This is a genomic window from Rhizobium sp. AC27/96, assembly GCF_001692325.1.
Classification (GTDB): domain Bacteria; phylum Pseudomonadota; class Alphaproteobacteria; order Rhizobiales; family Rhizobiaceae; genus Rhizobium.
Window position 1 is genome coordinate 106944 of sequence record NZ_LXKN01000066.1, and the last position, 22647, is coordinate 129590.

At 60.8% G+C, this 22647-nt stretch carries 19 protein-coding genes; 15 read left to right on the forward strand and 4 right to left on the reverse strand.

What is annotated here, in order from left to right:
* Positions 1-4: 4 nt before the first annotated feature.
* The gene (locus A6U86_RS29790) at positions 5-955 is read right to left on the reverse strand and encodes a LysR family transcriptional regulator (protein WP_068399203.1); all 951 of its coding nucleotides are present in this window, start codon (positions 953-955) and stop codon (positions 5-7) included.
* A 98-nt stretch (positions 956-1053) separates the two neighbouring features.
* Here A6U86_RS29790 and A6U86_RS29795 point away from each other — a divergent pair, with 98 nt between their 5' ends.
* Genes A6U86_RS29795 through A6U86_RS29835 form a run of 9 tightly spaced genes read left to right on the forward strand, consistent with a single transcriptional unit; the run spans position 1054 to position 10433 of the window.
* A complete protein-coding gene (locus tag A6U86_RS29795; RefSeq protein ID WP_068399205.1) occupies positions 1054-1929 on the forward strand; it encodes a dioxygenase in 876 nt (291 codons plus the stop codon).
* Positions 1926-2987 carry a maleylacetate reductase gene (locus tag A6U86_RS29800; RefSeq protein ID WP_068399207.1) on the forward strand — a complete coding sequence of 354 codons (1062 nt, stop codon included), beginning with the start codon at positions 1926-1928 and terminating at the stop codon, positions 2985-2987. The genes A6U86_RS29795 and A6U86_RS29800 overlap by 4 nt, the downstream gene beginning before the upstream one ends.
* 55 nt (positions 2988-3042) lie before the next feature.
* Positions 3043-4323, forward strand: a complete 1281-nt coding sequence (locus A6U86_RS29805) for an ABC transporter substrate-binding protein (RefSeq protein ID WP_068399209.1) — start codon at positions 3043-3045, stop codon at positions 4321-4323.
* Positions 4324-4373: 50 nt separating this feature from the next.
* Positions 4374-5093 (forward strand): ABC transporter ATP-binding protein, encoded by a 720-nt coding sequence (locus tag A6U86_RS29810; protein WP_068399211.1) that lies wholly within the window; start codon positions 4374-4376, stop codon positions 5091-5093.
* Positions 5093-5815: an ABC transporter ATP-binding protein gene (locus A6U86_RS29815; RefSeq protein WP_068399213.1), complete on the forward strand. Its 723-nt coding sequence runs from the start codon at positions 5093-5095 to the stop codon at positions 5813-5815. The genes A6U86_RS29810 and A6U86_RS29815 overlap by 1 nt, the downstream gene beginning before the upstream one ends.
* On the forward strand, positions 5802-6665 hold the full coding sequence (locus tag A6U86_RS29820) for a branched-chain amino acid ABC transporter permease (protein WP_068399216.1): 864 nt from the start codon (positions 5802-5804) through the stop codon (positions 6663-6665). Before A6U86_RS29815 ends, A6U86_RS29820 begins: the two co-directional genes overlap by 14 nt.
* Before the next feature lie 7 nt (positions 6666-6672).
* A complete protein-coding gene (locus A6U86_RS29825; RefSeq protein WP_068399218.1) occupies positions 6673-7788 on the forward strand; it encodes a branched-chain amino acid ABC transporter permease in 1116 nt (371 codons plus the stop codon).
* Complete coding sequence (locus A6U86_RS29830; RefSeq protein WP_068399222.1) at positions 7781-9535, forward strand: FAD-dependent monooxygenase; 1755 nt, start codon at positions 7781-7783, stop codon at positions 9533-9535. Before A6U86_RS29825 ends, A6U86_RS29830 begins: the two co-directional genes overlap by 8 nt.
* 7 nt (positions 9536-9542) lie before the next feature.
* Positions 9543-10433 (forward strand): intradiol ring-cleavage dioxygenase, encoded by an 891-nt coding sequence (locus tag A6U86_RS29835; protein ID WP_068399226.1) that lies wholly within the window; start codon positions 9543-9545, stop codon positions 10431-10433.
* Between the two features lie 26 nt (positions 10434-10459).
* Here the strand turns inward: A6U86_RS29835 and A6U86_RS29840 are convergent, their stop codons facing one another.
* Positions 10460-11131 carry a TetR/AcrR family transcriptional regulator gene (locus A6U86_RS29840; RefSeq protein WP_068399231.1) on the reverse strand — a complete coding sequence of 224 codons (672 nt, stop codon included), beginning with the start codon at positions 11129-11131 and terminating at the stop codon, positions 10460-10462.
* An 82-nt stretch (positions 11132-11213) separates the two neighbouring features.
* Here A6U86_RS29840 and A6U86_RS29845 point away from each other — a divergent pair, with 82 nt between their 5' ends.
* Both A6U86_RS29845 and A6U86_RS29850 read left to right on the forward strand, forming a co-directional pair.
* Positions 11214-12350, forward strand: coding sequence for an NAD(P)/FAD-dependent oxidoreductase (locus A6U86_RS29845; protein ID WP_068399232.1), 1137 nt, complete (start codon positions 11214-11216; stop codon positions 12348-12350).
* Between the two features lie 166 nt (positions 12351-12516).
* A complete protein-coding gene (locus A6U86_RS29850) occupies positions 12517-13986 on the forward strand; it encodes a hypothetical protein (protein WP_068399649.1) in 1470 nt (489 codons plus the stop codon).
* Here the strand turns inward: A6U86_RS29850 and A6U86_RS29855 are convergent.
* The gene (locus A6U86_RS29855; protein WP_068399233.1) at positions 13939-15081 is read right to left on the reverse strand and encodes a glycosyltransferase family 4 protein; all 1143 of its coding nucleotides are present in this window, start codon (positions 15079-15081) and stop codon (positions 13939-13941) included. The genes A6U86_RS29850 and A6U86_RS29855 overlap by 48 nt on opposite strands.
* On the reverse strand, positions 15078-16490 hold the full coding sequence (locus tag A6U86_RS29860) for a lipopolysaccharide biosynthesis protein (RefSeq protein ID WP_068399235.1): 1413 nt from the start codon (positions 16488-16490) through the stop codon (positions 15078-15080). Before A6U86_RS29860 ends, A6U86_RS29855 begins: the two co-directional genes overlap by 4 nt.
* A 242-nt stretch (positions 16491-16732) precedes the next feature.
* Between A6U86_RS29860 and A6U86_RS29865 the strand changes: the two genes are divergently transcribed.
* From A6U86_RS29865 to A6U86_RS29880, 4 genes are all read left to right on the forward strand, one after another.
* Entirely contained in the window at positions 16733-18895 is a 2163-nt protein-coding gene (locus A6U86_RS29865) for a GumC family protein (protein ID WP_068399236.1), read from the forward strand.
* Complete coding sequence (locus A6U86_RS29870) at positions 18892-20013, forward strand: glycoside hydrolase family 5 protein (protein ID WP_068399237.1); 1122 nt, start codon at positions 18892-18894, stop codon at positions 20011-20013. Before A6U86_RS29865 ends, A6U86_RS29870 begins: the two co-directional genes overlap by 4 nt.
* A 60-nt stretch (positions 20014-20073) precedes the next feature.
* On the forward strand, positions 20074-21615 hold the full coding sequence (locus tag A6U86_RS29875; RefSeq protein ID WP_068399241.1) for a hypothetical protein: 1542 nt from the start codon (positions 20074-20076) through the stop codon (positions 21613-21615).
* Between the two features lie 139 nt (positions 21616-21754).
* Positions 21755-22642, forward strand: a complete 888-nt coding sequence (locus tag A6U86_RS29880) for a hypothetical protein (protein WP_068399244.1) — start codon at positions 21755-21757, stop codon at positions 22640-22642.
* Positions 22643-22647: the final 5 nt, after the last annotated feature.

Genomic DNA, 22647 nt, shown 5'->3' on the forward strand with positions numbered 1-22647 from the left:
CTTCTCAAAGCCCCCAGATCACTGACTCCTCATGCCGCTTGATCAGATGGCGAAGGTTCTGGAAGCCGGAGCGGACAAATTCGGCAAACTGGTCGACGGCTGGAGAGTGCGGCGCGTCGACCCGCGTGAGGATGGCAAGGGCGCGTTCCGGGTGGGGAATTGTGATCGGCAGCGCCGTTATTGTCTTTTCCTTGCGCTGAGCAAACACCACGCTATGCGGCATGATTGTTAGGGCATCCGCTGCCTTCAGATAGTTGATGACGCTCATGAGCGAGCCGCCCGAATAGCGGATCTTGATTTCGGTTGCGCCGAAGGAGAGCAACAGGGCGCGCAGATCCGCCAGCAGCGGGCTGCCGGGCGGAGGCGCGATCCAGGGGTAGTCGAGAAGATGGCTCGGCTGCGGCCGACGCTTCAGCAGCAGCGGGTGTGTCACCCGGCAGGCAACGACATTGCGTCCGGGGAGGATCTGCTGAAATTCGAGCCCGGACCCCTCGTCGAGAATGTCGATCGGGCAGATGGCAAGGTCGATCTGGTCGGCCTTGAGGGCGGCCCGCAGATCGGGGAAGTAGCCATAGCTCTGGTCGATGCGCACATCCGGGTGGCTTGCCTGGAATTCGGCACAGAGGCCGGCGATCAGCGCATCCATGAAGAACGGCGTGCCGCCGATCCGCACGACGCCGCTCTTGCCCACCCTGAAACTCTCCACGAGATCGGATGCCTTGCGCGAAGCGGCCAGCATGACCAGCCCATGCTCGGCGAGCGACAGGCCAAGCGGCGTCGGTTGAAGCGGCCGGCGGCCCCGGACGAACAGCGGCTCGCCGACGCGTTTTTCCAGCATGGACAAAGTGCGCGAAACGGCCGGTTGCGCCAGCCCCAGCAGGGCGGCACCTTCGGTCACGCCGCCTGTTTTCACGACAGCGGCAAGCTGAATGAGGTGGCGTTCGTCGAACTTCATAACGATCTGTTATACTGACAGGTAACAAAATCATCAATCCATGCATTTTCCGCTGCTAATGTCTCTTCAAGCTGCACAGCAGATTTTGGAGGAAGAGCATGGCGGGGCATGCCAAGGCGCTCACATTCAGCGAAGCGACATCGTCGGAGGCTTTCTCCGAGCGCTTCTTCGCAAACGGCGATGGCAATCTGCCACGGCTGATTGCCGCTGCCGTGACGCATGTGCATGATCTCATCAAGCAGTTTCGCCCGACCCAGGACGAGTGGCGTCAGCTCATTGCGTTTTTGACCGAGGTCGGTCACGCCTCCGACGAGCGACGGCAAGAATGGGTGCTGTTGTCCGATCTCATCGGCGCCTCGGCCCTAGTCGAGGAGATCAATTCCCGGCGTCCGAAGGCGGCGACGCCGAACACCATCCGCGGACCATTCTTTCGCAACGATGCGCCGGAGCGAGCCTCCGGTTCCTCGATCTCACTCGACGGCGTTGGCGAGCCGCTAGTGGTTTCCGCGCGGGTGCAGGATCTGGACGGCCTGCCGATCGCTGGCGCCGAAATCATCACCTGGCAGGCCAATGGCGAGGGTTTCTATGAGAACCAGCAGCCCGACCTGCAGCCGGAACACAATCTGCGCGGTCTTTTCCGCACGGATGCGGATGGTCGTTTCCATTATCGTTCGGTGATGCCGGCGGGCTACGGCGTGCCGGATGACGGGCCGGTTGGGCGGCTGCTTGCCGAAGCCGGCTATCCGCTGCGCCGCCCCGCTCATCTGCATTTCGTCGTGCGCGCCAAGGGTTTCGAGACGATCACGACCCATATCTACGATGCGAGCGACCCACATCTTGCCGAAGACGCCCTCTTCGGCGTTCGACCGGAACTCGTCACCAGTTTTGAATCTGCCGACATCGGTGGACAGCGCGGCAAGGCAGCAAATCTCACCTTCGTCATGGTCAGAGCAAAGCCGGGGAGAGCAGGATGACCCCAGATTTTTCCTATGCGGGCAGCCCGGCCCAGATCGTCTTCGGCGCCGGCAGCAGAAGCACGGTTGCCGAATGGATCGCTAAGGCCGGCTGTAAGCGCGCTTTGGTCCTGTCGACGCCGCACCAGAAGGCCGATGCCGAGGCGCTCGCTCGCGAGATCGGCCCGCTCGCTTGCGGCGTCTTTACTGATGCCACCATGCACACGCCCGTCGATGTCACTGAGGCCGCGATGAAGGTGGTGGCGGAAACCGGTGCGGATTGTGTCGTTTCGCTCGGGGGAGGATCGACGACTGGCCTCGGCAAGGCGATCGCTTATCGCACTGATCTTCTCCAGATCGTCATTCCAACAACCTATGCAGGTTCGGAGGTCACGCCGATCCTTGGCCAGACCGAAGGTGGCCGCAAGACGACGGTGCGCGATGCCAGGATCCTGGCGGAAATCGTCATTTACGACCCATCGCTGACACTCGGTCTGCCGGTGGCGATGAGCGTGACGAGCGGGTTGAACGCCATGGCGCATGCCGTCGAAGCGCTTTACGCGCGCGACCGCAATCCGATTTCGAGCCTGATGGCGCTGGAAGGCCTGCGCGCCTTTGCGCGGAGCCTGCCTGTTATCGTGGATGATCCGAAGAACACCGAGGCCCGTAGCGATGCGCTTTATGGCGCGTGGCTCTGCGGCTCGGTGCTCGGCACCGTCGGCATGGCGCTGCATCACAAGATCTGCCACACGCTGGGCGGCTCCTTCGATACGCCGCACGCGGAAACCCATGCGGTGATGTTGCCGCATACGGCCGCCTTCAATGCGGCAGCCGCCGCACCGGAATTGGCTGAGGCAGCTGGTATCTTCGGCGGAACGATCGGCGGTGGGCTCTGGGATTTCGCCAAGGCGATCGGAGCGCCGCTGTCGCTCAAGGAATTCGGGCTGACGGAAGCCGATCTCGATCGCGCAGCGTCGATCGCAGTTGAAAATCCCTATTGGAATCCGCGGCCGATCGACCGGGACTCGATCAGGACACTCTTGCAGGACGCATGGGAGGGCCGGCGACCAGCCGGCTGACATATTGCGCCTGATGGCGCGCTCTTTGGGAGGAGAGACAATGAGGGGAGGAAACATGTTCACGAGACGCGATTTTCTAAAGACGACGGCTGCCGGCGGTGCTGTGCTTGCGACATCGGGCCTGGCGATGCCAGCCATTGCCAAGAATGCGGCGATCAAGCTCGGTTATGTCAGCCCGCAGACCGGGCCGCTTGCGGCCTTCGGTGAAGCCGACAAGTTCGTCATCGATGCCTTCCTGGCAACGACCAAGGCAAAGGGCCTCAACTACGAGGTCGTGGTGAAGGATAGCCAGTCCAACCCCAACCGCGCGGCAGAAGTCGCAAAGGAACTGATCGTCGATGACCAGATCAATCTGATGCTGGTCTCCTCGATACCGGAAACGACCAATCCGGTCTCCACGACCTGTGAAGCCGAGGAGATGCCCTGCATTTCGACTGTCGCGCCCTGGCAGCCCTGGTTCATCGGCCAGCAAGGCAATCCGGGCGATCCGGCTTCGTGGAAACCCTTCAACTATGCCTATCACTTCTTCTGGGGACTGGAGGATATCATTGCCGTCTATACGGGCATGTGGAGCCAGATCGAGACCAACAAGAAGGTCGGCGGCCTGTTCCCGAACGATGGCGACGGCAATGCCTGGGGCGACAAGGTCGTCGGTTTCCCGCCGGTTCTCGACAAGCTCGGCTACGGGCTCACGGATACCGGCCGCTATCAGAACCTGACGGATGATTTTTCCGCGCAGATCAACGCCTTCAAGCAGGCAGGCACCGATATCCTGACTGGCGTCATGATCCCACCCGACCTCACGACATTCTGGAACCAGGCCAAGCAGCAGGGCCTGAAGCCGAAGGTCGCCTCGATCGGCAAGGCGCTTCTCTTCCCGCAGACCGTCGAGGCGCTGGGAAATGCCGGGCACAATCTGTCGACCGAGGTCTGGTGGACGCCGACGCATCCGTTCAAGTCATCCTTGACCGGCGAGACCGCCGCCGCCGTTGCCGATGCCTTCACCAAGGCAACCGGCCGCCCATGGACCCAGCCGATCGGCTTTGCCCACGCACTATTCGAGCTGGCCGTCGATGTAATGAAGCGCGCAGGCGATGCCGGCGATGCGGAAACGGTCGCCAAGGCGATCGGCGAAACGAAGCTCGATACGCTCGTCGGGCCTATTGCCTGGGCCAATGAGAAGCTTCCGCCATTCGCCCAGAAGAATGTCGCCAAGACGCCGCTGGTCGGCGGCCAATGGCGGCTGAAGTCGGGCGGCGGCTACGATCTCGTGGTTGTCGAAAATGGGCTGGCGCCGAATGTGCCGCTCGGCGGCAAGCTCGAAGCGCTGGCGTGAGAGGACGGCTGCCCGGCTTTGCGTCGGGCGGCCTCTAAGGGAGAACGACAATGCCCATACTGGAATTGAACGGAGTTTCGAAATCCTTCGGCGCGCTCGTCGTCGCCGAGGATATCGGCTTCTCTGTCGAGCCGGGGGAAGCACTCGGGATCATCGGGCCGAACGGTGCCGGCAAGTCGACGCTGTTCAACCTGATCAACGGCAACCTCTCCGTAGCGCGCGGATCGATCCGCTTCGACGGTCGTGATGTCACCCACACGCCGCCGATGCAGCGCTGCTTTGCCGGCATGGGCCGCACCTTCCAGATCCCGCAGCCTTTTGAACGTTTGACCGTCTATGAGAACCTGCTGGTCGCTGGCGCCTTTGGGGCGCAGGCGACCGAGAGAAATGTCTCGGATCTTTGCGCAGACATTCTGGTCGAGACCGGCTTGATCGCCAAGGCGAACATGCCGGCGGGATCGCTAACCCTGCTCGAACGCAAGCGCCTGGAACTCGCCCGCGCGCTCGCGACCCAGCCGAAGTTGTTGCTTCTCGACGAAATCGCCGGCGGCTTGACGGAGGGCGAATGCCGCCAGCTCGTCGCGACCATCAGGCGGGTTCATCAACGCGGTATTGCGATCATCTGGATCGAGCATGTGCTGCATGCGTTGACGGCAGTGGTTCAGCGCATTCTTGTGCTGAATTTCGGCCGGATGATCGGCATCGGCGAGCCGGAAGCCATCATGGCCTCGAGCGAGGTGCGCGAGATCTATCTGGGGATGGAAGTCTGATGGCAAGCCTTATCGAAACCCATGGCCTCATGGCCTCCTACGGCGATTTCCAGGCCGTGCTTGGCGTCGATATGCGGCTTGAGGCTGGCGAGACCATCGCTGTCATTGGGGCGAACGGCGCCGGCAAATCGACGCTGATGCGCTCGATAGCCGGTGTCATTAACAATAAGCCCGAGATGGTCCTTCATCGCGGCGAGCCGATCGGCGCTTTGGCCGCATCCGATGTGGTTCGGCGTGGCATCGCGCTCGTGCCGGAGGGGCGAAAGCTGTTTCCGTCGCTGACGGTCGAGGAAAATCTGCAAATCGGCCGTTATGGCCGGCGGATCTCCGGGCCATGGACACTCGACAGTATCTACATGCTATTTCCGATCCTGAGAGAAAGACGGCGCAATCCCGCGACGGCGCTTTCCGGTGGACAGCAGCAGATGGTCGCGATTGGCAGGGCGCTGATGTCCAACCCCGAAGTCCTTCTCTGCGACGAGCTGAGCCTCGGCCTTGCTCCCGTAGTCATCAAGGACATCTATGCCGCCTTTGCGCATATCCGCGCCGCGGGTGCCGCCATCGTCATCGTCGAGCAGGATATCGCTCAGGCGCTGAAAGTTGCCGATCGCGTCTATTGCATGATGGAGGGCCGCATCACCCTGACGGGTCGTCCGGCGGAGCTCGATCGCGCCGATATTCATGCAGCTTATTTTGGAGCAGACACCCATGAACTGGCTTGATACGCTTCTTCAAGGCGTGCTGCTGGGCGGCCTTTATGCGCTGTTTGCGGCGGGTCTCAGCCTCGTCTTCGGCATCATGCGTCTCGTCAATCTTGCTCATGGCGATCTCATCGTGCTCGCGGCCTTCCTGATCCTGACGCTCGTTTCCCTGCTTGGGCTCAATCCCTTCCTGGCGGCGCTGATCGCCGCGCCCCTGATGTTTGTGGTCGGCTGGCTGCTGCAATATCATCTGCTGAAAGGCACGCTCGGCAAGGACATTCTGCCGCCTTTGCTCGTCACCTTCGGCCTGTCGATCGTCATCCAGAACGGACTTCTGGAAGGGTTCACGGCCGACAGCCGGCGGATATCCGCAGGCGCATTGGAGACAGCCTCGCTGCAATTCGGTGGCGTCAATGCCGGCGTGATGCCGCTCATCACCTTTGCCTCGGCCGTTCTCGTCATCGTTGCTCTTAACCAGCTCATCTACCGCACCGAGCTCGGCCGTGCCTTCCGCGCCACCTCGGATGATGTGGTCACGGCGAGCCTGATGGGCATCCGGCCGAATTCCATCTTCGCCATCGCCACCGGGCTTGCGATGATGATCGTGACGGTAGCGGCGCTCTATCTCGGCATGCGGGCGAATTTCGATCCGACGGCGGGGCCCGCGCGGCTCATCTATGCCTTTGAAGTGGTCATCATCGGTGGTCTTGGCTCGCTCTGGGGCACGCTTGCCGGCGGCATCATCCTGGGGGTTGCGCAGACCATGGGAGCGGCGATCAATCCTGAATGGCAGATCCTTGCCGGGCATATCGCCTTCCTCTGCGTGCTTCTCTTCCGGCCACGCGGCCTGTTCCCTCGAGCAGTGGATTGAGGCGGCCATGACCACAGGTTTCGAAACCATGTCGACCGAGATTGCAACGCCGCCAGGCTGGCGGGTTGAGACGCGGACACGGCTTTCCGGCATCTTTGCCGTTCTTGCCATTGTCGCCGTCGTGGTTCTGGCGGCTGCTCCCTTCGTCGTTTCGCGCGGCGTCGTGCAGGATCTGTTTTTCATTCTCACCATGTTGGTGCTGGCGCAGGGCTGGAACCTGCTCGCCGGCTATGCCGGTCTGATCTCCGTCGGCCAACAGCTGTTCGTCGGCTGCGGCGCCTATGCGCTGTTCGGCTTCGTCATTCTCGCTGGCGTCGATCCGATCCTTGCCATTCCACTCGCCGGCCTCTTCGCGATGATCATCGCCGCCCCCGCAGCCTTCTTTTCCTTCCGGCTCTATGGTCCCTATTTTGCGATCGGCACCTGGGTCATTGCCGAAGTGGGACGCCTGCTCTTTGCCCAATGGAAGATGCTTGGCGGCGGGACGGGTACTTCGCTGCCGCGCGAGGCTACGAAGGACATGCTCGGCATCTCGCTGCTGCAGGATTGGTTCGGCATGCGCTCGGCAGCGGCGGCCGATGCACTTGCCTATTGGCTGGCGCTGGCGCTCACGGCGTTGACGGTCGGTTTCATCTACAGGCTGCTGCGCAGCAAGCAAGGGCTTGGCCTTGCTGCCGTCCGCGACAACGAGACGGCAGCCCGCGCGCTCGGCGTCGATGCGCTCCGCTTGAAGATCGTCGTCTATCTCGCGACGGCGTTCGTGACGGGCATGGTCGGCGCGCTTATTTATCTGCAGAAGGCGCGGATATCGCCGGATGCGGCCTTCTCGCTCACGAACTGGACTGCTTATGTCGTCTTCATTGTCGTCATCGGCGGCATCGGCACCATCGAAGGCCCGTTGGTCGGCGTGCTCGTCTTCTTCCTGCTGCAGAATGCCTTTTCGAGCTACGGCTCCTGGTATCTGCTGGCTCTGGGGGCGCTCGCCATCGTTACGATGCTGTTTGCGCCGCGCGGTCTCTGGGGGCTTATCTCCACCCGCACCGGCTGGGAACTTTTTCCGGTTCGCCGCCTGCTAAAAGGCGGACCTATCCTGAATGATGAAAAGGGAGGGCCACATGGCTGACATTACCACCGACGTTCTGATCATTGGCACTGGACCCGCCGGCTCGGCGACATCAGCGTTGCTTGCGACCTACGGCCTCGAGCCGATGGTGATCAACCGCTACCGCTGGCTGGCGATCACGCCACGCGCGCATATCACCAACCAGCGCACCATGGAGGTTCTGCGCGATCTCGGCCGCGATGTGGAGGAGGAGGCCTATCTCTTTGCGGTCGAGCAGGATCTGATGGGGCAGAACGTCTTCTGCACGGCGGTCGCCGGCGAGGAAATCGGCCGCATGCAGAGTTGGGGCAACCATCCGTTGTCCCGCGCGGAACATCTGCTTTCGTCACCCGCCCACATGAACGACCTGCCGCAGACCTACATGGAGCCGCTGCTGTTCAAGACGGCTTGCTCGCGCGGGGCGCAGGCGCGCATGTCGATGGAATATCTGAGCCACATCCAGGATGCCGAGGGCGTCACGACGAGCTGTCTCGATCGCCTGACGGGCAAGGAAGTGACCATCCGCTCGAAATTTCTGGTCGGCGCCGATGGCGGCAACTCGAAGGTGGCCGAGCATGCGGGCCTGACCTTCGAAGGCAAGATGGGCGTTGCCGGCTCGATGAACATCCTGTTCGAGGCCGATCTCTCGCGCTACGTCGCCCATCGGCCTTCGGTCCTTTATTGGGTGCTGCAGCCCGGCGCCGATGTTGGCGGCATCGGCATGGGCCTCGTGCGCATGGTGCGGCCATGGAACGAATGGCTAATCGTCTGGGGCTATGACATCAACCAGCCGCCGCCTGAGGTCGATGATGCCTTCGCCACCAAGGTTGTGCGCGAATTGGTGGGCGTTGCCGATCTCAAGCCGAAGATCAAATCCGTCTCCACCTGGACCGTCAACAACATGTATGCGACCACAATGTCGAACGGCCGGGTCTTCTGTATGGGCGATGCCACACATCGTCATCCGCCTTCGAACGGCCTCGGCTCCAACACCTCGATCCAGGACGGCTTTAATCTTGCCTGGAAGCTTGCCATGGTGCTTAGAGGTCAGGCCGGCATTGGCCTGCTCGACAGCTACCAGGCCGAGCGTGCGCCGGTTGCCAAGCAGATCGTTACTCGCGCCAACAAATCGATCGAGGAATTCGGGCCGATCTTCAAGTCGTTGGGCCTGCTCGATTCCGTCGATCCGGTGAAGATGCAGCAGAACATTGATGCGCGCTGCGACGACACCGCCGATGCGGAGCGCCAGCGCACGGCCATCCGCGAGGCGATAGCCCATAAGGTCTACGAATTCGATGCGCATGGCGTGGAGATGAACCACCGTTATGCCTCGAATGCCGTGGTCAAGGACGGTCAGCCGGAACCCGCCTTCGAGAAGGACCCGGAATTGCATTTTCAGCCAACGAGCTGGCCTGGTGCGCGCTTGCCGCATGCCTGGTTGTTCAACGACAGTGGCGCGAAGGTATCGAGCCTCGATCTCACCGGGCATGGCGTTTTCACCGTACTGACCGGCATTGGTGGCGATGGCTGGATCGTGGCTGCAAGGGCACTAGCGAAGGAGCTGAAGCTGCCGATCGCGGTCCACAGAATAGGTCCACGGCAGGAGTGGCAGGATCTGACTGGAGACTGGGCGCGCGCCCGCGAGATCAGCGATTCCGGCGTGCTGCTCGTGCGCCCCGACCATCATGTTGCCTGGCGCTCCGATGCGGCGGTTGACGACCCGGAACGCGAGCTGTGTCGCGTTCTGAAGACAATTCTGGATTTGTGAGGCGACAATGAGCGTGCAAGAAAAAGGCTATTTCACCGAGGAAAATTCCGTCGAGGTTGTGACCGGCCGCAACGCGAATACTGGGGATGCGCGGCTGAAGCAGGTGATGGAAGTCGTCACCCGCAAGCTGCACGAGGCGGTGAAGGAGCTGGAGCCGACCCAAGACGAATGGATGGAGGCGATCTTCTTCCTCACCCGCACCGGCCACACCTGCACGGACTGGCGGCAGGAATTCATCCTGCTATCGGATGTGCTTGGCGTGTCGATGCTGGTCGATGCGATCAACAATCGCAAGCCGTCAGGCGCATCCGAAAGCACAGTCCTCGGCCCCTTCCATGTGGCCGATGCGCCGGAGTTGCCTATGGGCGCCAATATCTGCCTCGACCAGAAGGGCGAGGACATGGTGATCAGCGGCCGCATCCTCGACACCGACGGCAGGCCGATCGAAAATGCGGTGCTCGATGTCTGGCAGGCCAATGACGAGGGGTTTTACGATGTCCAGCAGAAGGGCATCCAGCCTGATTTCAACCTGCGCGGCGTCTTCCGCACCGGCAAGGACGGGCACTACTGGTTCCGGGCGGTGAAGCCGAAATACTATCCGATCCCGGATGACGGTCCTGTGGGAAAATTGCTCGATGCACTCGGTCGCCACCCGTATCGGCCCGCCCATCTGCACTACATCATCAAGGCCGATGGCTTCGAGACGCTGACGACCCACATCTTCGATCCCGATGACCCCTATATTCACTCGGACGCCGTCTTCGGGGTCAAGGAGAGCCTGCTCGCCGAGTTCAGGTTGACCGATGATCCGGCACGGGCGAAGGAACTCGAATTCCCGGGAACGTTCTGGCAGGTCGAGCACGATTTCGTTCTGGCGCCTGACCGCAAGCGAAGCTAGCCAGAGGGGTCTCCATCCAGGCCGGGCTATCGTGTGCTTTCGATGCCGGCCAGGATGAGGTTGATGCCGGCAAGAAACTGCTCTTGGTCGTCATGATTGGGTATCTGCGCCGCCACCTGATGCACGAAGGGATATTCTGCGGGATCGTGCTGCGTCCATCGCGCGGCGATGCTCGCCAGAAATGCCGAACGATCTACTTCACGCGGAAGAAGGCGGGCGTTCGCGGCATTCTGGCCGGCGACACCGAGGATATAGTTCAGAAGCACCGAGGCGGCGTCGAACTGCGCCTGTTCGGGAACACCGAGCGCCCGGAGCCGGCCGCCGATGCCTTCGAAGATCTGCAGCATCGCGGTCTGCCACGGCTCACGCGAGAGCTGGGTACCGACCCAAGGGTGGATGTCGATGACATTGAACACGCCAAGGGCGATGGCGCGGATTCCCTCCCGCGGGTCGGCATCATTGACGCTCGCACCTAAAGTCCGGGCGACAATATGGTTGGCTGCTGCCGTCAGCAGCTCATTCTTGTCGGCAACGTGCCAATAGATCGCCCCGCTCCCTGTCGCCAGGCGCGCGGCAAGTGTGCGGAAGGTCAGGGCGCTCTCACCATCCGTATCGAGGATTTCGATTGCAGCATCGACGATCCGCTCCTTCGAGAGCGCGTCGGTACGCCGGTCTGTCCTTTGGTTTCTTGTCCGCATGAGTCTGATCCTGACATAATTGGAACAATGTTCCAATTCATATTAATGGAACGTTGTTCCATAAGATCAGAAAGAGAATCCGATGACGATACCCGTGACAATCGTTGGTGCGGGCCTTGGTGGCCTCGTCCTCGCGCGTGTCCTGCATATTCATGGCATTCCCGTAACGATCTACGAGGCGGAGCCTTCGGTCGAGGCTCGCACGCAGGGAGGCCAACTCGATATCCACGAGCACAACGGGCAGCTTGCGCTCGACGCGGCCGGCCTCACCCAGGAGTTCCGCGCAATCATTCACGAGGGCGCCCAGGCGACGCGGGTGCTCGACCAGCACGGAAAATTGTTGTTCGAGGAGGCTGATGACGGCACGGGTGGCCGTCCCGAAGTGCTTCGCGGCGATCTGCGAAGGATTCTCCTTGAATCCCTGCCTACGGAAGCGATCCAATGGGGCAAGAAGCTCGCCAGCGTGGTGATCTTAGGCGGAGGTCGGCACGAGCTGACCTTCGCGGATGGGTCGATGGTGAAGACCGAGCTCCTTGTCGGCGCGGACGGCGCGTGGTCCAAGGTGCGGCCGCTGCTATCGGACGCCAAACCGGTCTATGCCGGCGCGACATTCTTCGAAACCTATCTCCACGACGCCGACGAGCGGCACCTTGCGGCCGCTCAAGCGGTTGGCAGTGGGGCGCTGTTTGTTGCCTCGCCGGGAAAGGGGATCTTCGCGCATCGTGAGGCGGGGGGTGTTCTTCACACCTATGTCCAGCTCAGCCGCCCTGTCGAATGGGTTGCCAGCATCGACCTTACGGATAGCGCCGCCGCTGCTCGAATTGCTACCGAGTTCGAGGGCTGGGCGCCGGAGCTGACTGCGTTGATTACAGACGGCGACACGCCGCTGGTGCCACGCATGATCCACACGCTTCCGGACGCGCATCGATGGGACCGCATACCCGGCGTGACGCTTCTCGGAGATGCCGCGCACCTGATGCCGCCGTCCGGCGAGGGTGCAAACCTGGCAATGTTCGACGGTGCCGAGCTCGGAAAGGCGATCGTTTCGCATCCCGACAATATCGAGGCGGCACTCGCTGCCTACGAGGCTGACATGTTCCCGCGCAGTGAGTCGGAGGCGGTGGATGCCCACCTGATCCTCGATCTTTGCCTCGGAGCGCGCGCACCTTTCGGGCTTGTCGAGTTCTTCAACAGCGGCTTCAAGGGAGAGCATGAATGACACGATCCTTGGGACGCGCCGCAATTTTGCGATTGAAGCCATGAGGATTGAAGTGCCGTCCATGCAATACAACCTTGGAGTAACCCGAAAGTAAGCTTTCTCCACCAAGCTACGGCTCATCTGGCCCGTGGAGGCCCGCGTGAGGCAGCCACGGACGGGAAGCGCCATGCCATCCATCGACATCATCGTCCCACAATCCGCTCCTCGCCTCTGGCAGGACGTCGTCATCAGGCGGCTGCGGGCTGAGGGATATGATATCGCCGTTTTGCATGCGACGGGATCGGTGGGTTGGCCGGCGATGGTCAATGCCATCCTCGCCCTTGAGCGGCGCGTCTTTCGCCGCACCATCCCTGGTCTCGCAACTCCCGTGTCGGCGATACCAGCGAGTCCCCGCAGGGGCTCGGCGGCATTGAGGCTGGATCTTGCCGGCAATGCCGCATCTTCGGATATTCCCACGATCGCGCTGAGATTCGACAACTCCCCTTTCGATGTCTCGATTGCGCAGGCGGTAGCGGCAGGCAGATTGCCTGTGATCGAGGCGGTGCTTGATGGCAAAACAGTCGTGAGTCGGGCCTGGCCGATGATCGACAGGCGGGAATCGGTAGCGCTCGGCGTCGAGGACGTACTGGCCCGAGCGATCACTCTCATTGTTTCGACAGTTCGAGCCTTTGCTGAGAGCCGGTTGGTCATCGGCGAGCCGTTGTCAGAGGCGCCCAGCAAGGACAGCCTTACGGCAGTTGGATTTGCATCTGCCTATATGGTCGGATCACTGCCCCGGCTTGGCCGCGAGGCCATACGGCGAACGCGTTTCCGTCATGCGCACTGGCGAGTCGGTTATCGCTTTATAGATGCGCCGGGTGTCGCTGCGACATGCACCCTTGGCGACGGTTGGTCCGTCCTACCGGATGAGGGCGACCATTTCTACGCAGACCCCTTCGCCTTCCAATGGCATGGCCAGAACTTCCTCTTTGTCGAAGACTATCCGCACGCAACCGGAAAGGCCGTCATATCTGTCGTGCCATTCGATGTGGATGGGAGGCCTCAGGCGCCGCGATGCGTCTTGGAGGAGCCGCATCATCTCTCCTATCCGCAGGTATTCGAGCGAGATGGCTCGGTCTGGATGCTTCCGGAGGCAAGCGCGAGCGGCAAGCTCACGCTATATCGCTCGGTAGGATTTCCGGATCGCTGGGTCGCCGAGGCCGTGCTCATCGAGGGAGAAATCTCCGATGCGACATTGCTCGACCATGGCGGGCGGCTCTGGTTGTTTGCCACCAACCGCGATGGCTATGGCAGTACGTCGGATACTCTGGTGGTTTTCCATGCCCCAAGCCTTGCCGGCCCCTGGACGCCGCATCCGCTCAATCCCATCCTCATCGATCGTCGCATGGCGAGGCCGGGTGGCGCCTTCATTCGTTGTGAGAACGATCGCATCTTCCTGCCGGTGCAGGATGGAACGCTTGGTTACGGCGGCGGGCTCGGTCTCTCCGAGCTGCTGGAATTGAACGATCAGACGGTCCGGCTGTCGGCGCCGCAACCGATCACGGCTGAGGGCGATTGGCCCTATCCGAAGATCCATACACTCAATCGCTCAAGCCGATTGGAAGTGATCGACGGGATTGCAGCCGTGCGGAAATGATTGCGGTGCGAGGAGCGCCTCGTAGCCCGCGCACATTCTCGCCGGCGAATATTGTTCCTTGAGCCGCTGTCCGGCCGCCGCGAGGCGCGCCGCAAGCTCTGGCTCGGCGATAAGTTCAGCGAGCCCCTTCGCGATGCCCGCTGCGTCGGCGTCGACGAAGAGTGCCGCCGCTTCGCTACCCTCCGTCGTCAGCACTTCCTTCATGACCGGCAAGTCGCTCGTCACAACGGGCAGGCCGGAGATGGCCGCTTCGACTACGGCCAAACCAAAGGTCTCGGTTGTCGAGGCAAAGGCGTATGCGTCGCCCGCGGCAAGGAATTCGAAAATGCGCGTCGGAGGAACCTCGCCGACCAGATGGAGCCTGTCCTTCACGCCGTGGCTTGCGGCAAAGGCGACAATCGCGTCCCATTCGGGTCCGGTACCGGCAATGGCCATGTGAATTTCGGGCAAGTGAACGAGCGCTCCGACGAGGGCGATCTGGTTTTTCGACGGTGCCATTCGGCCGGACGAAACGGCAAGCCATGCTCCCGACGGCAGGCCGAAAGCGGCCCGCGCCGCTGCCTTGTCGATTGCGTGCGCTGGTGCGGCAACGCCGTGGTCAATCCGCAAGGTTCGCCGTTGGTAGGCTTCCGGGAACGTGTCGAATTGTGCCCTTGTCCAACCGGAGTTGACGACGTTTGCATGGTAGATGCCGAGCGTCCCCATCAGCTTGTCGATCTGTGTGAGGATGCCTCTCACCCCTCGTGACTGCGGCGCCCCGCTCTGGTTCGCGATGATCAGCTTTGCGCCGGCCAGACGCGCGCCGATGGTACCGAAGATGTTGCCATAGTGTTGGAAGGTGATGACCGCGTCCGGCCGTGCGGCGCGCAGATAGCGCGCAAGCCCAACTGCCGCCTTGATTTGTCCAAAAAGGCCCTGTGGCGGCTCGGCGAGGACGAAATCCGCGTAGGGGTCGCGGTCATAGACATCGGTTTTCCTGTACATGAACACGGTGCGTATCTCGTGGCCGCGGGCGCGCAGCCCTTCACCCACCATGTCCGATATGCGCTGTGCGCCGCCTGCTTCCGCCTGTGTCTGCACCTGGACGATTTTCATGAGCGGCCTTTCAGGAAGGAGCGGGCGGCAAGTGCGTCCTCGCCGGCGAAAAAGCCGAGGATTGAGGGATTGATGCCTATACTGCGCCGCGCGATGAAAACGGCCGTCACACACCAGACAATGATGGTGCCGGAGATGCTCAATGCGGCGCCGATAGGGCCGAGCAAATAGGTCAGAACCGCCGTCGCGCAGAGCCCGAGGACGTTGACGATAACGAGCAGCTTGAAAAGTGCGTGCTGCAGGCCCGTCAACTGCATGAGGATTTCGGTCGGGCCGCAGGCGGTTCCAACCGTGGCGCCGATACCGAAGATGATCAGCGTTATCTGCATGGTCGGCGTGGCATAGGCGGGATTGAAGACCGAGAGGATCTGATCACCGAAGAATACAAATACCATCAGCACCGACAAAGCGATGACAAAGCCGGCGAAGGCGGCAAGGCTGGTGATGCGCTGCACATGCGGCCTGTCGCCACTATGAAACGCGCCGGAGATCTGCGGAGCCAGCGCCTGGTTGATGCCGTTCAGCGCTAGGACCACGAGCCGCATGGTCCGGTCCGCCACAAAGATCGCACCGGCGGCCTCCGGGCCGAGGATCGCCGCGACAAGCAGGGTACTTGCCTGGCTCAGCGCCGGCGGTAGAGCGGTGACGCCCCAGAGGCCAAGGGTGACAGTCTTGAATTCCCGCTTCTGTTCCCGGGTGAGCGGGCCGCGCTTCGCGCGGATCGTGTCGCGAAACAAGACGAGTGTTTGTGGGGCGATGCAGAGAAGCAGCAGGCCCGCCGTCAGATAGGTTGCCATCACCGCACTCATTTTGATTTGCATGAAGTGGGCGAGGATAAAGATCGGGATCGCTACCGCTCGCCAGATCACGTCGCGCGGAAGCAGGGCGAATATGAGCGCGTTCTTGGCACGGAGCGCACAAGCGACGAATTCGGACCAGCCGAGCGCGAAGGCAAGCACTGTCGTTGCGATACAGATCGATAGCCACTCGGGTGTCTGCGCACCCGCAAGTGGTAGAAATCCGATAACAGCAATGAGCAGGCTGAAGCTACCGAGCCCGGCGAGCGCGACGAGGATGGAGCGCGCCATCATGCCGTTGGCCGAATTGAGGTCGTTATTTCCCGCATATTGGGGCCAAAAGCGCAGGACCGCACTTTGCTGACCGACGATAGAGAAGAACGAGGTCAGGCTCGCTCCGGCATAGGCAGCGCTGTAAAGGCCGAACTGTCGCTCATCGGTGGTCATGGCCACCGTTACGAACATCAGGAAAGAGAGGCCAGCACTGGCAAGCTTAATCACGCTTGCCACAGCTCCGCTTCTCGCAAGTGCGCCTATAGATTGGCGCAGATTGTTCGCGGGAGGGGATATTTCGGCCGATATAGTATTGTGACTACTTACTTTGTCACCCAACGTCGTAATCCTGCACTGATCAACTCGGGCTCTGCGGCCGATAAGTCTTAAAATAAGATGTATCTCTAATATCTTAAGTTCTCATGGTGGCGCCAGCGCGAACTGGCAACATGGTTACTTGCGATGTCTCATCTCGATCACACGCACCGGTATAAATTCAACGGATGATTAACATTATTCACTAATACTGAATTTAACCATCCGGGACGAGCCGAGGACCCGCGGCAGCGGAGAGACAGAGAATGAAGCCGTTTAGCATTGACGAACGCACGCTGCCGCCGCTGCTCGACGTCGGTGCCGTATGGACGATCCTTTGGCAGCGCCGTTTGACGGTGCTGGCAAGCGTCATCGTCGTGCTGTTGCTGACGGTCGCCTATCTTGCCGTCGCCAAGCCGAGCTACACGGCGACGGCCTCGATCATGATCGATCCGCGCGATTCACATGCCACGAATTTGAACAGCGTGCTCCCCAATATCGGCAGCGACAGCGCTGCTATTGCCAGCCAGGTCTACGTCATTGAATCGCGCGACCTGCTGATAAAAGTCTTCGAAAGCGAAGGCATCGAGAAGGATGCCGAGTTCTCGAGCGGCGGTTTACTCTCGCTTGTCGGTCTGGGTAAGCGTCCGACGACGGATGAGATCTTCAAGCGGTTCCAGCGCGGCGTGACCGTCGAACGCGCGGGACTTACCTATGTCATCGATGTCAGCTTTGTATCCCGCTATCCTGACAAGGCGGCGCGGATCGCCAACGCGATCGTCAATCGATACAGGACCGGCCTTTCGGGAGAGCGGGAAACCGCCAATAGCGATGTGAATTCGCTGCTTGCCGACAAGATCAGCGGCCTTCAGAAAAATGTCAGCGACGCGGAACGCGAGGTTGGGGACTTCAAGGTCACCCATAAGATACTCGATGCATCCGCCGGCGGCACGCTGCAATCGCAGATCGATCGGCTCACCGAGCAGTTGAGCGGCGCTCGAAGCGACGCCGATCAGGCCAAGGATAAATATGCCCAGGCGGTTGCCGCCGGCACGTCGCCCGCCGGCCTTGCCAAGCTTTCGGAAATCCTTTCCTCCGAAGCCACGGTGAAACTGCGCGAAAACTACAATCAGCGCGCGGCGGATCTTGCCAATTACGAAGCCACCTACCAATCGCGTCATCCCATCATCAGAAGGCTTCGATCGGAGCTTGATGGAATGCAGGGCCTCATGGCCGTGGAAGCCCAGCGGATCACGCAGGAGTTGAAGGCGAAATCCGATCTGGCGGCACAGAACGTCGTCACCCTTCAGGCCAAGCTCGATGCCCTGCGTCAGCAGCTTGAAAGCTCGGATGTCGCGCAGGTGCAGTTGCGGCGTTTCGAGGCGAGGGCCCAGGCGGCCCGAACAGTCCTCGATGATTTTCTGAAGCGCGCCGAGGAGACCTCGCAGATGCAGGGCCTCCAGCTGCAGGAGGCCCGGGTCATAAGCTCTGCGTCGCCGCCCGTGCAGCCGACATGGCCGAAACCATTGCTGCTGCTGCCGGTGAGCGCCCTGCTGGGCCTGATTCTGGGATGCGGCCTTGCTATGTTGCGCGGGCCCGTCGGTCAACGGGAAAATGACCCGACAACACCCATGCGCAACAGCCTGGAGGGAGTAGAGCCCCGTAAGGATAGTGTGCTTGATGTGGTGCGGTCGGAGCCCGTGCCCGTCAATCTCGGAGAATATCGTTTGCCGGGCGTTGCGGGCTCCGGCGCATATTCGAGCATCCGGGCGATGCGGAGACGCTTTTTTCAAGCCGGGAACGAAGCCTTTTCGCGTGATGTCCTGCAACTCATGCGGCGCATCATTCTTCACCTGAAAGAGCACCCGAAACCCTATGTGCTGCTGGTGTCCTCGCTGCACACGCCTCTTGCCGCAAGACTTGCCGGCGCCATGGTCGGCATTGGCCTTCAACAGGCCGAGCAGAGCGTGCTTGTGGTTGAATTTGGCAGTCAGCCGGGACTGGAAGCACCGAGGCGAAGCGCCAATAGCGTATTCGTCAGCGGCGCGAGCGGCCTTCGAACAATCGTTTACAACAAGGCTGCCCAGCGAGAGCAGATGGCGGAAGCTCGCCTTACCATCGATGACATATTGGCTGACGCGGGCTCCTTCGATTTCGTCCTTCTGATGGCTCCGTCACTCGTCGATAGCGACTGGCAGCCGACGCTTTTTGCCGAGGCAGACCTCATGCTTTTCGCGCTCAGCCCATCGGAGGAGATGTCCGAGGCGGCCAATATGCTTCGACAACGCATCGATACCGATCAGATCGGCCGCAGTGCGACGCTGGTGATCGCGCCAACGGCCGTGGGCGTCGCCGAAGGGTCGGTGGTGCATCCCATTCGGCCAACCGACGACGGAAATCGGAGCGGCAGGATTGCTGCGGGACGATGAGCGTAACGACCAGGCTATCATCGATGATGATGTCACGCCGGGGCGCTCTCACGCTGGCAGGCGGTTCCATCGTGGCCGCTTTTTCCAGTCCCGTGCGGGCTGCGGACAAGCGTCCGGTGCCGTCACGCGGGTTCAATCTGCCGGGCTGGCTCGATAGCAGCGATGGTATCGCTCCGAGCGATGCGGTGCTTGAAGAGCTTCGCCGTCTCGGCTTCGAGACGATCCGCCTGCCCATCAACGGCGATCTCATCTCGACGGGTGATGCGGCAGCACTTCGCCGTATCCGGGATGGCGTGACGGCGCTCGTGCGGCATGGCTTCGCTGTCATTGTCGATATGCATCCTTCGGAAAATCTTCACGCCGCCTTGCGTCTCGATTTCGACGCGGGAGCAGCGAGGGTGGCGCAGGCATGGACGGCGCTTCGCAGCGTCGTCGCCGACCTGCCGCCTGCCTCGGTCTATCCGGAACTGTTGAACGAGCCGCCCATGGAAAGCGAGGCGTGGCTTGGATTGCGCGACCGGCTTGCAGAAATTGTCCGATCCGGCTGTCCGCTTCACACGCTGATGTGGGGACCGTCCCCTTCGCAGGGCATATGGGAAATCGGCGAGACGCCGCCGCTTGCCGACGACAACCAGATTGCCGCCGTTCACTTTTACGCGCCGACGGCTTTCACGCATCAGTGCGAAACTTGGGATTCATCGCCGCTTGCGCGGATTTCGAATCTGCCCTTTCCGGCAACGAAAGAAACGCCGAGCGTAGTCGAGCGTATCAATGCGCTGCGTACAGCCGGGGATGAACAGGCAGCGGCCTTGATTGAGGAGCAATTGTCGACGCCCTGGACGGATGCGGCAATCGCAGCCGAATTCGCAGGGCTCAAGCATTGGTCCGAGACCTATGACTGCCCGGTGATCATGAACGAATTCGGCGTGCTGAATTTCTGTGTCGACGCGGAAAGCCGGACATCCTGGGTTCGCTCCGTACGTCGCGCGGCGGAAGCAAACCAGGTCGGCTGGGTCTATTGGGAGCTCGATCAGGGTTTTGGCTTCATCAAGAACAGGGGCAGCACGGAGGGTTTCGATACCTCGATGATCGCGGCAATGTTCGGAGGCGGTGGCTGAGATGCGAAACGTATCCGGTCTTGCCGAACCGCAGCCGGCGCGGATTGATGGAGGCCTGCGATGAGCATCACGGGCGGCCATGCCGGCTTCAGTCCGGCAGCGCAGAACTCGCTGCGCTCGGATGCCGTGTTTCATCTGTTTATCGCAATTCTTTCGGTCATTGCGTCCGTTTCCGCCTTTGCAGTCTGGACACCGTTCGGGGTTGCGGCGACGTTTCTCCTGACATTGATCCTGTCAATCGCGCTACCTGGATGCATCCCCGCCGTTATTGCCTGCTCGTTCCTCTATCAAAACCTTGTGGTCGCGTGGTTCACGCCTTTCGTTCCCGATCACAATACGTTCGATGCGCTTCGAGGGGCCAACTTCGTCATTCTGATGGCCGCCTTCGGCATGTTTTTCATCGCTTCATTCCAGTATCGCGTGCGTGCTTTGAGCGAATTGCGTCCGTGGCTGCTCTTCAGCTTCGTGTTGTGCGGGACGGTTTGCTTCTATTTCGCGCTTGGAGCGGTTCACGGAGGTCCCAAGGACGCGGTCATCTATTTCCGCAATACCATCACGCCGATCGCCTGCTTTCACATCGCAATCCTGGCTGCGAGCCTTTATCCCGTCGACTTGCGCAAGGCGATCTTCTGGCTCTGCGTCGGCGCGATCGCCTATGGCTATCTGGAACAGATCTTCAGGATGGATTTCCTCAGCCTGTTCCATGGCGATCTCTATATCCAGCGTGGCCTCAAAGCGCAGATCGAAGCGGGTGTTTGGGAGAAGCGGCTCCGGGAAACGGGCTTTGTGCTGCGCGGTCTCGAAGATACGATGATGACGACCTTCTTCAACATCAAGCTCCTAAGCGATCTGTTTCCACCGATCTTCCGCAATGGCGGTCCGAACTTTCACCCGATCAGCTATGCCTATGGTTTGAGTATCATGGCCACCTGGCTTCTGTTCAGGGGGCGTTGGCTGTTGCCGATCGCTGCGATCCCGCTGCTTCTGGTGATTGGTTCCAAGGGCGCCACATTCATGTTGATCGTCGCGCTCGGCGCACGGATGATGTTGCGCCCATCCAGGGTGGAACTGACGCTTCTGGCCGTGGTCGTATTGGCCGGGGTGTGGACGGTCGCGGCAATCGCCTTTGGTGCGACGCATGGCGACTACCATGTTCTCGGCCTGATCGCCGGCGTTCGCGAATTTCTCCATAACCCCCTGGGGCAAGGATTGGGCATTGGCGGGAATCTGTCCAGCACCAGTCTCAATCTCGATTGGGACCGGGCGCAGGGGGAGGGCGTGGCTTCGGTTCCTGTCGAAAGCGCCGTCGGCGTGATGCTCTACCAGATGGGCGTCGGCAGTTTCGTTTTCTTCGGCTTTCTGATTGCGCTTGCCGTGGCGGCGCGCAAGCAGCTCATCGCGACTGGCGATCCCGATTTTCTCTTTGCTTTCGTCACCATCGTCACGATCACCTCCAATGCCGTATTGCAGGAGGAGGCATTCTTCTCGCCTCTTGCCCTCGGCTTCTGCCTTCTGCTGGTCGGTGTCTCGTTCGGTACGCGGTGGCGCGCAGTCGCAATCGCGAGAGGCCTGTCTTTGCAACGAAAGGCTGCCGAGATATAGTCGTTTACACGTAAATGACGGTAAGTTTAGAGGGTTCTTTTGTAAGTATTCGCAACAAATATTTGTTAATGATGATGTAGTAATGTCTTTGGAAGAATGAAACATTGACCACCAAATCGGTAATATTCCGGAGTTAATCGTGGCTGTTTTAGGTGCATACCCTCCCGGACTTACTTGCCGGCCGATTGAAGACAACGATTGGGAAGGCATCATCGATTGCCTTGGCAGGAATTTTCCGACGCGCTCCAGAAGCTATTGGGAGCGGGCCATCGTCCGCATGGAGAAAAGGCCCATCGTGCCGGATCTCCCGAAATACGGCTTCGTGCTGGATATGTCGGGGCGGATCGTCGGCGTGTTGCTGGCGCTGTATTTCCGCCATGAGGGACAGGAAGGCGAGGAAGAAATTCGCTGCAATCTCTCGAGCTGGTCTGTCGATCCGGAGTACCGCGCCTTTGCCGGCAAGATGGTCATCGCCGTGCTGAGAAAAAAGAACGTCATCTATTTCAATGTTTCGCCGGCACCCGGAACAGAGAAGGTCAACGAGGCGCTCGGTTTCCGGCGGTACTCGGAAGGCCAGCTTGCGTTCCTGCCTATTCTAAGCTCAGTGAAGCATCCCTATCGCGTGCTGGAGGCCCGTTCCGATCTTCCGGAAATGTCGATGCTTTCCGAAGGCGACAGAGACATTCTTCTTAAACATGCGGCCCTCGAATGCCGGTCGTTGATCTGTGTCGGCGAGGGCAAGGCATACCCCTTCGTGTTCAAGACGCGTCGGATCTTCCATGGGATTGTTCCGTGCTCCCAGGTCATCTACTGCCGTTCGCTGGAAGAGTTGAGCCAGTGCGCCGGTGTGCTCGGCCGTTATCTGCTGCGCAAGGGCATGTTGCTCGCAATCGTGGACGCCAACGCACCGGTGCCCGGTCTGACAGGCCGATATTTTGCGGGCAGCGGCGCGAAATACTTCAGGGGCCCGAAACCGCCGCCGCTCGGAGACCTGACATTTACAGAGCTCGTCATCTTCGGCTCCTGACGGTA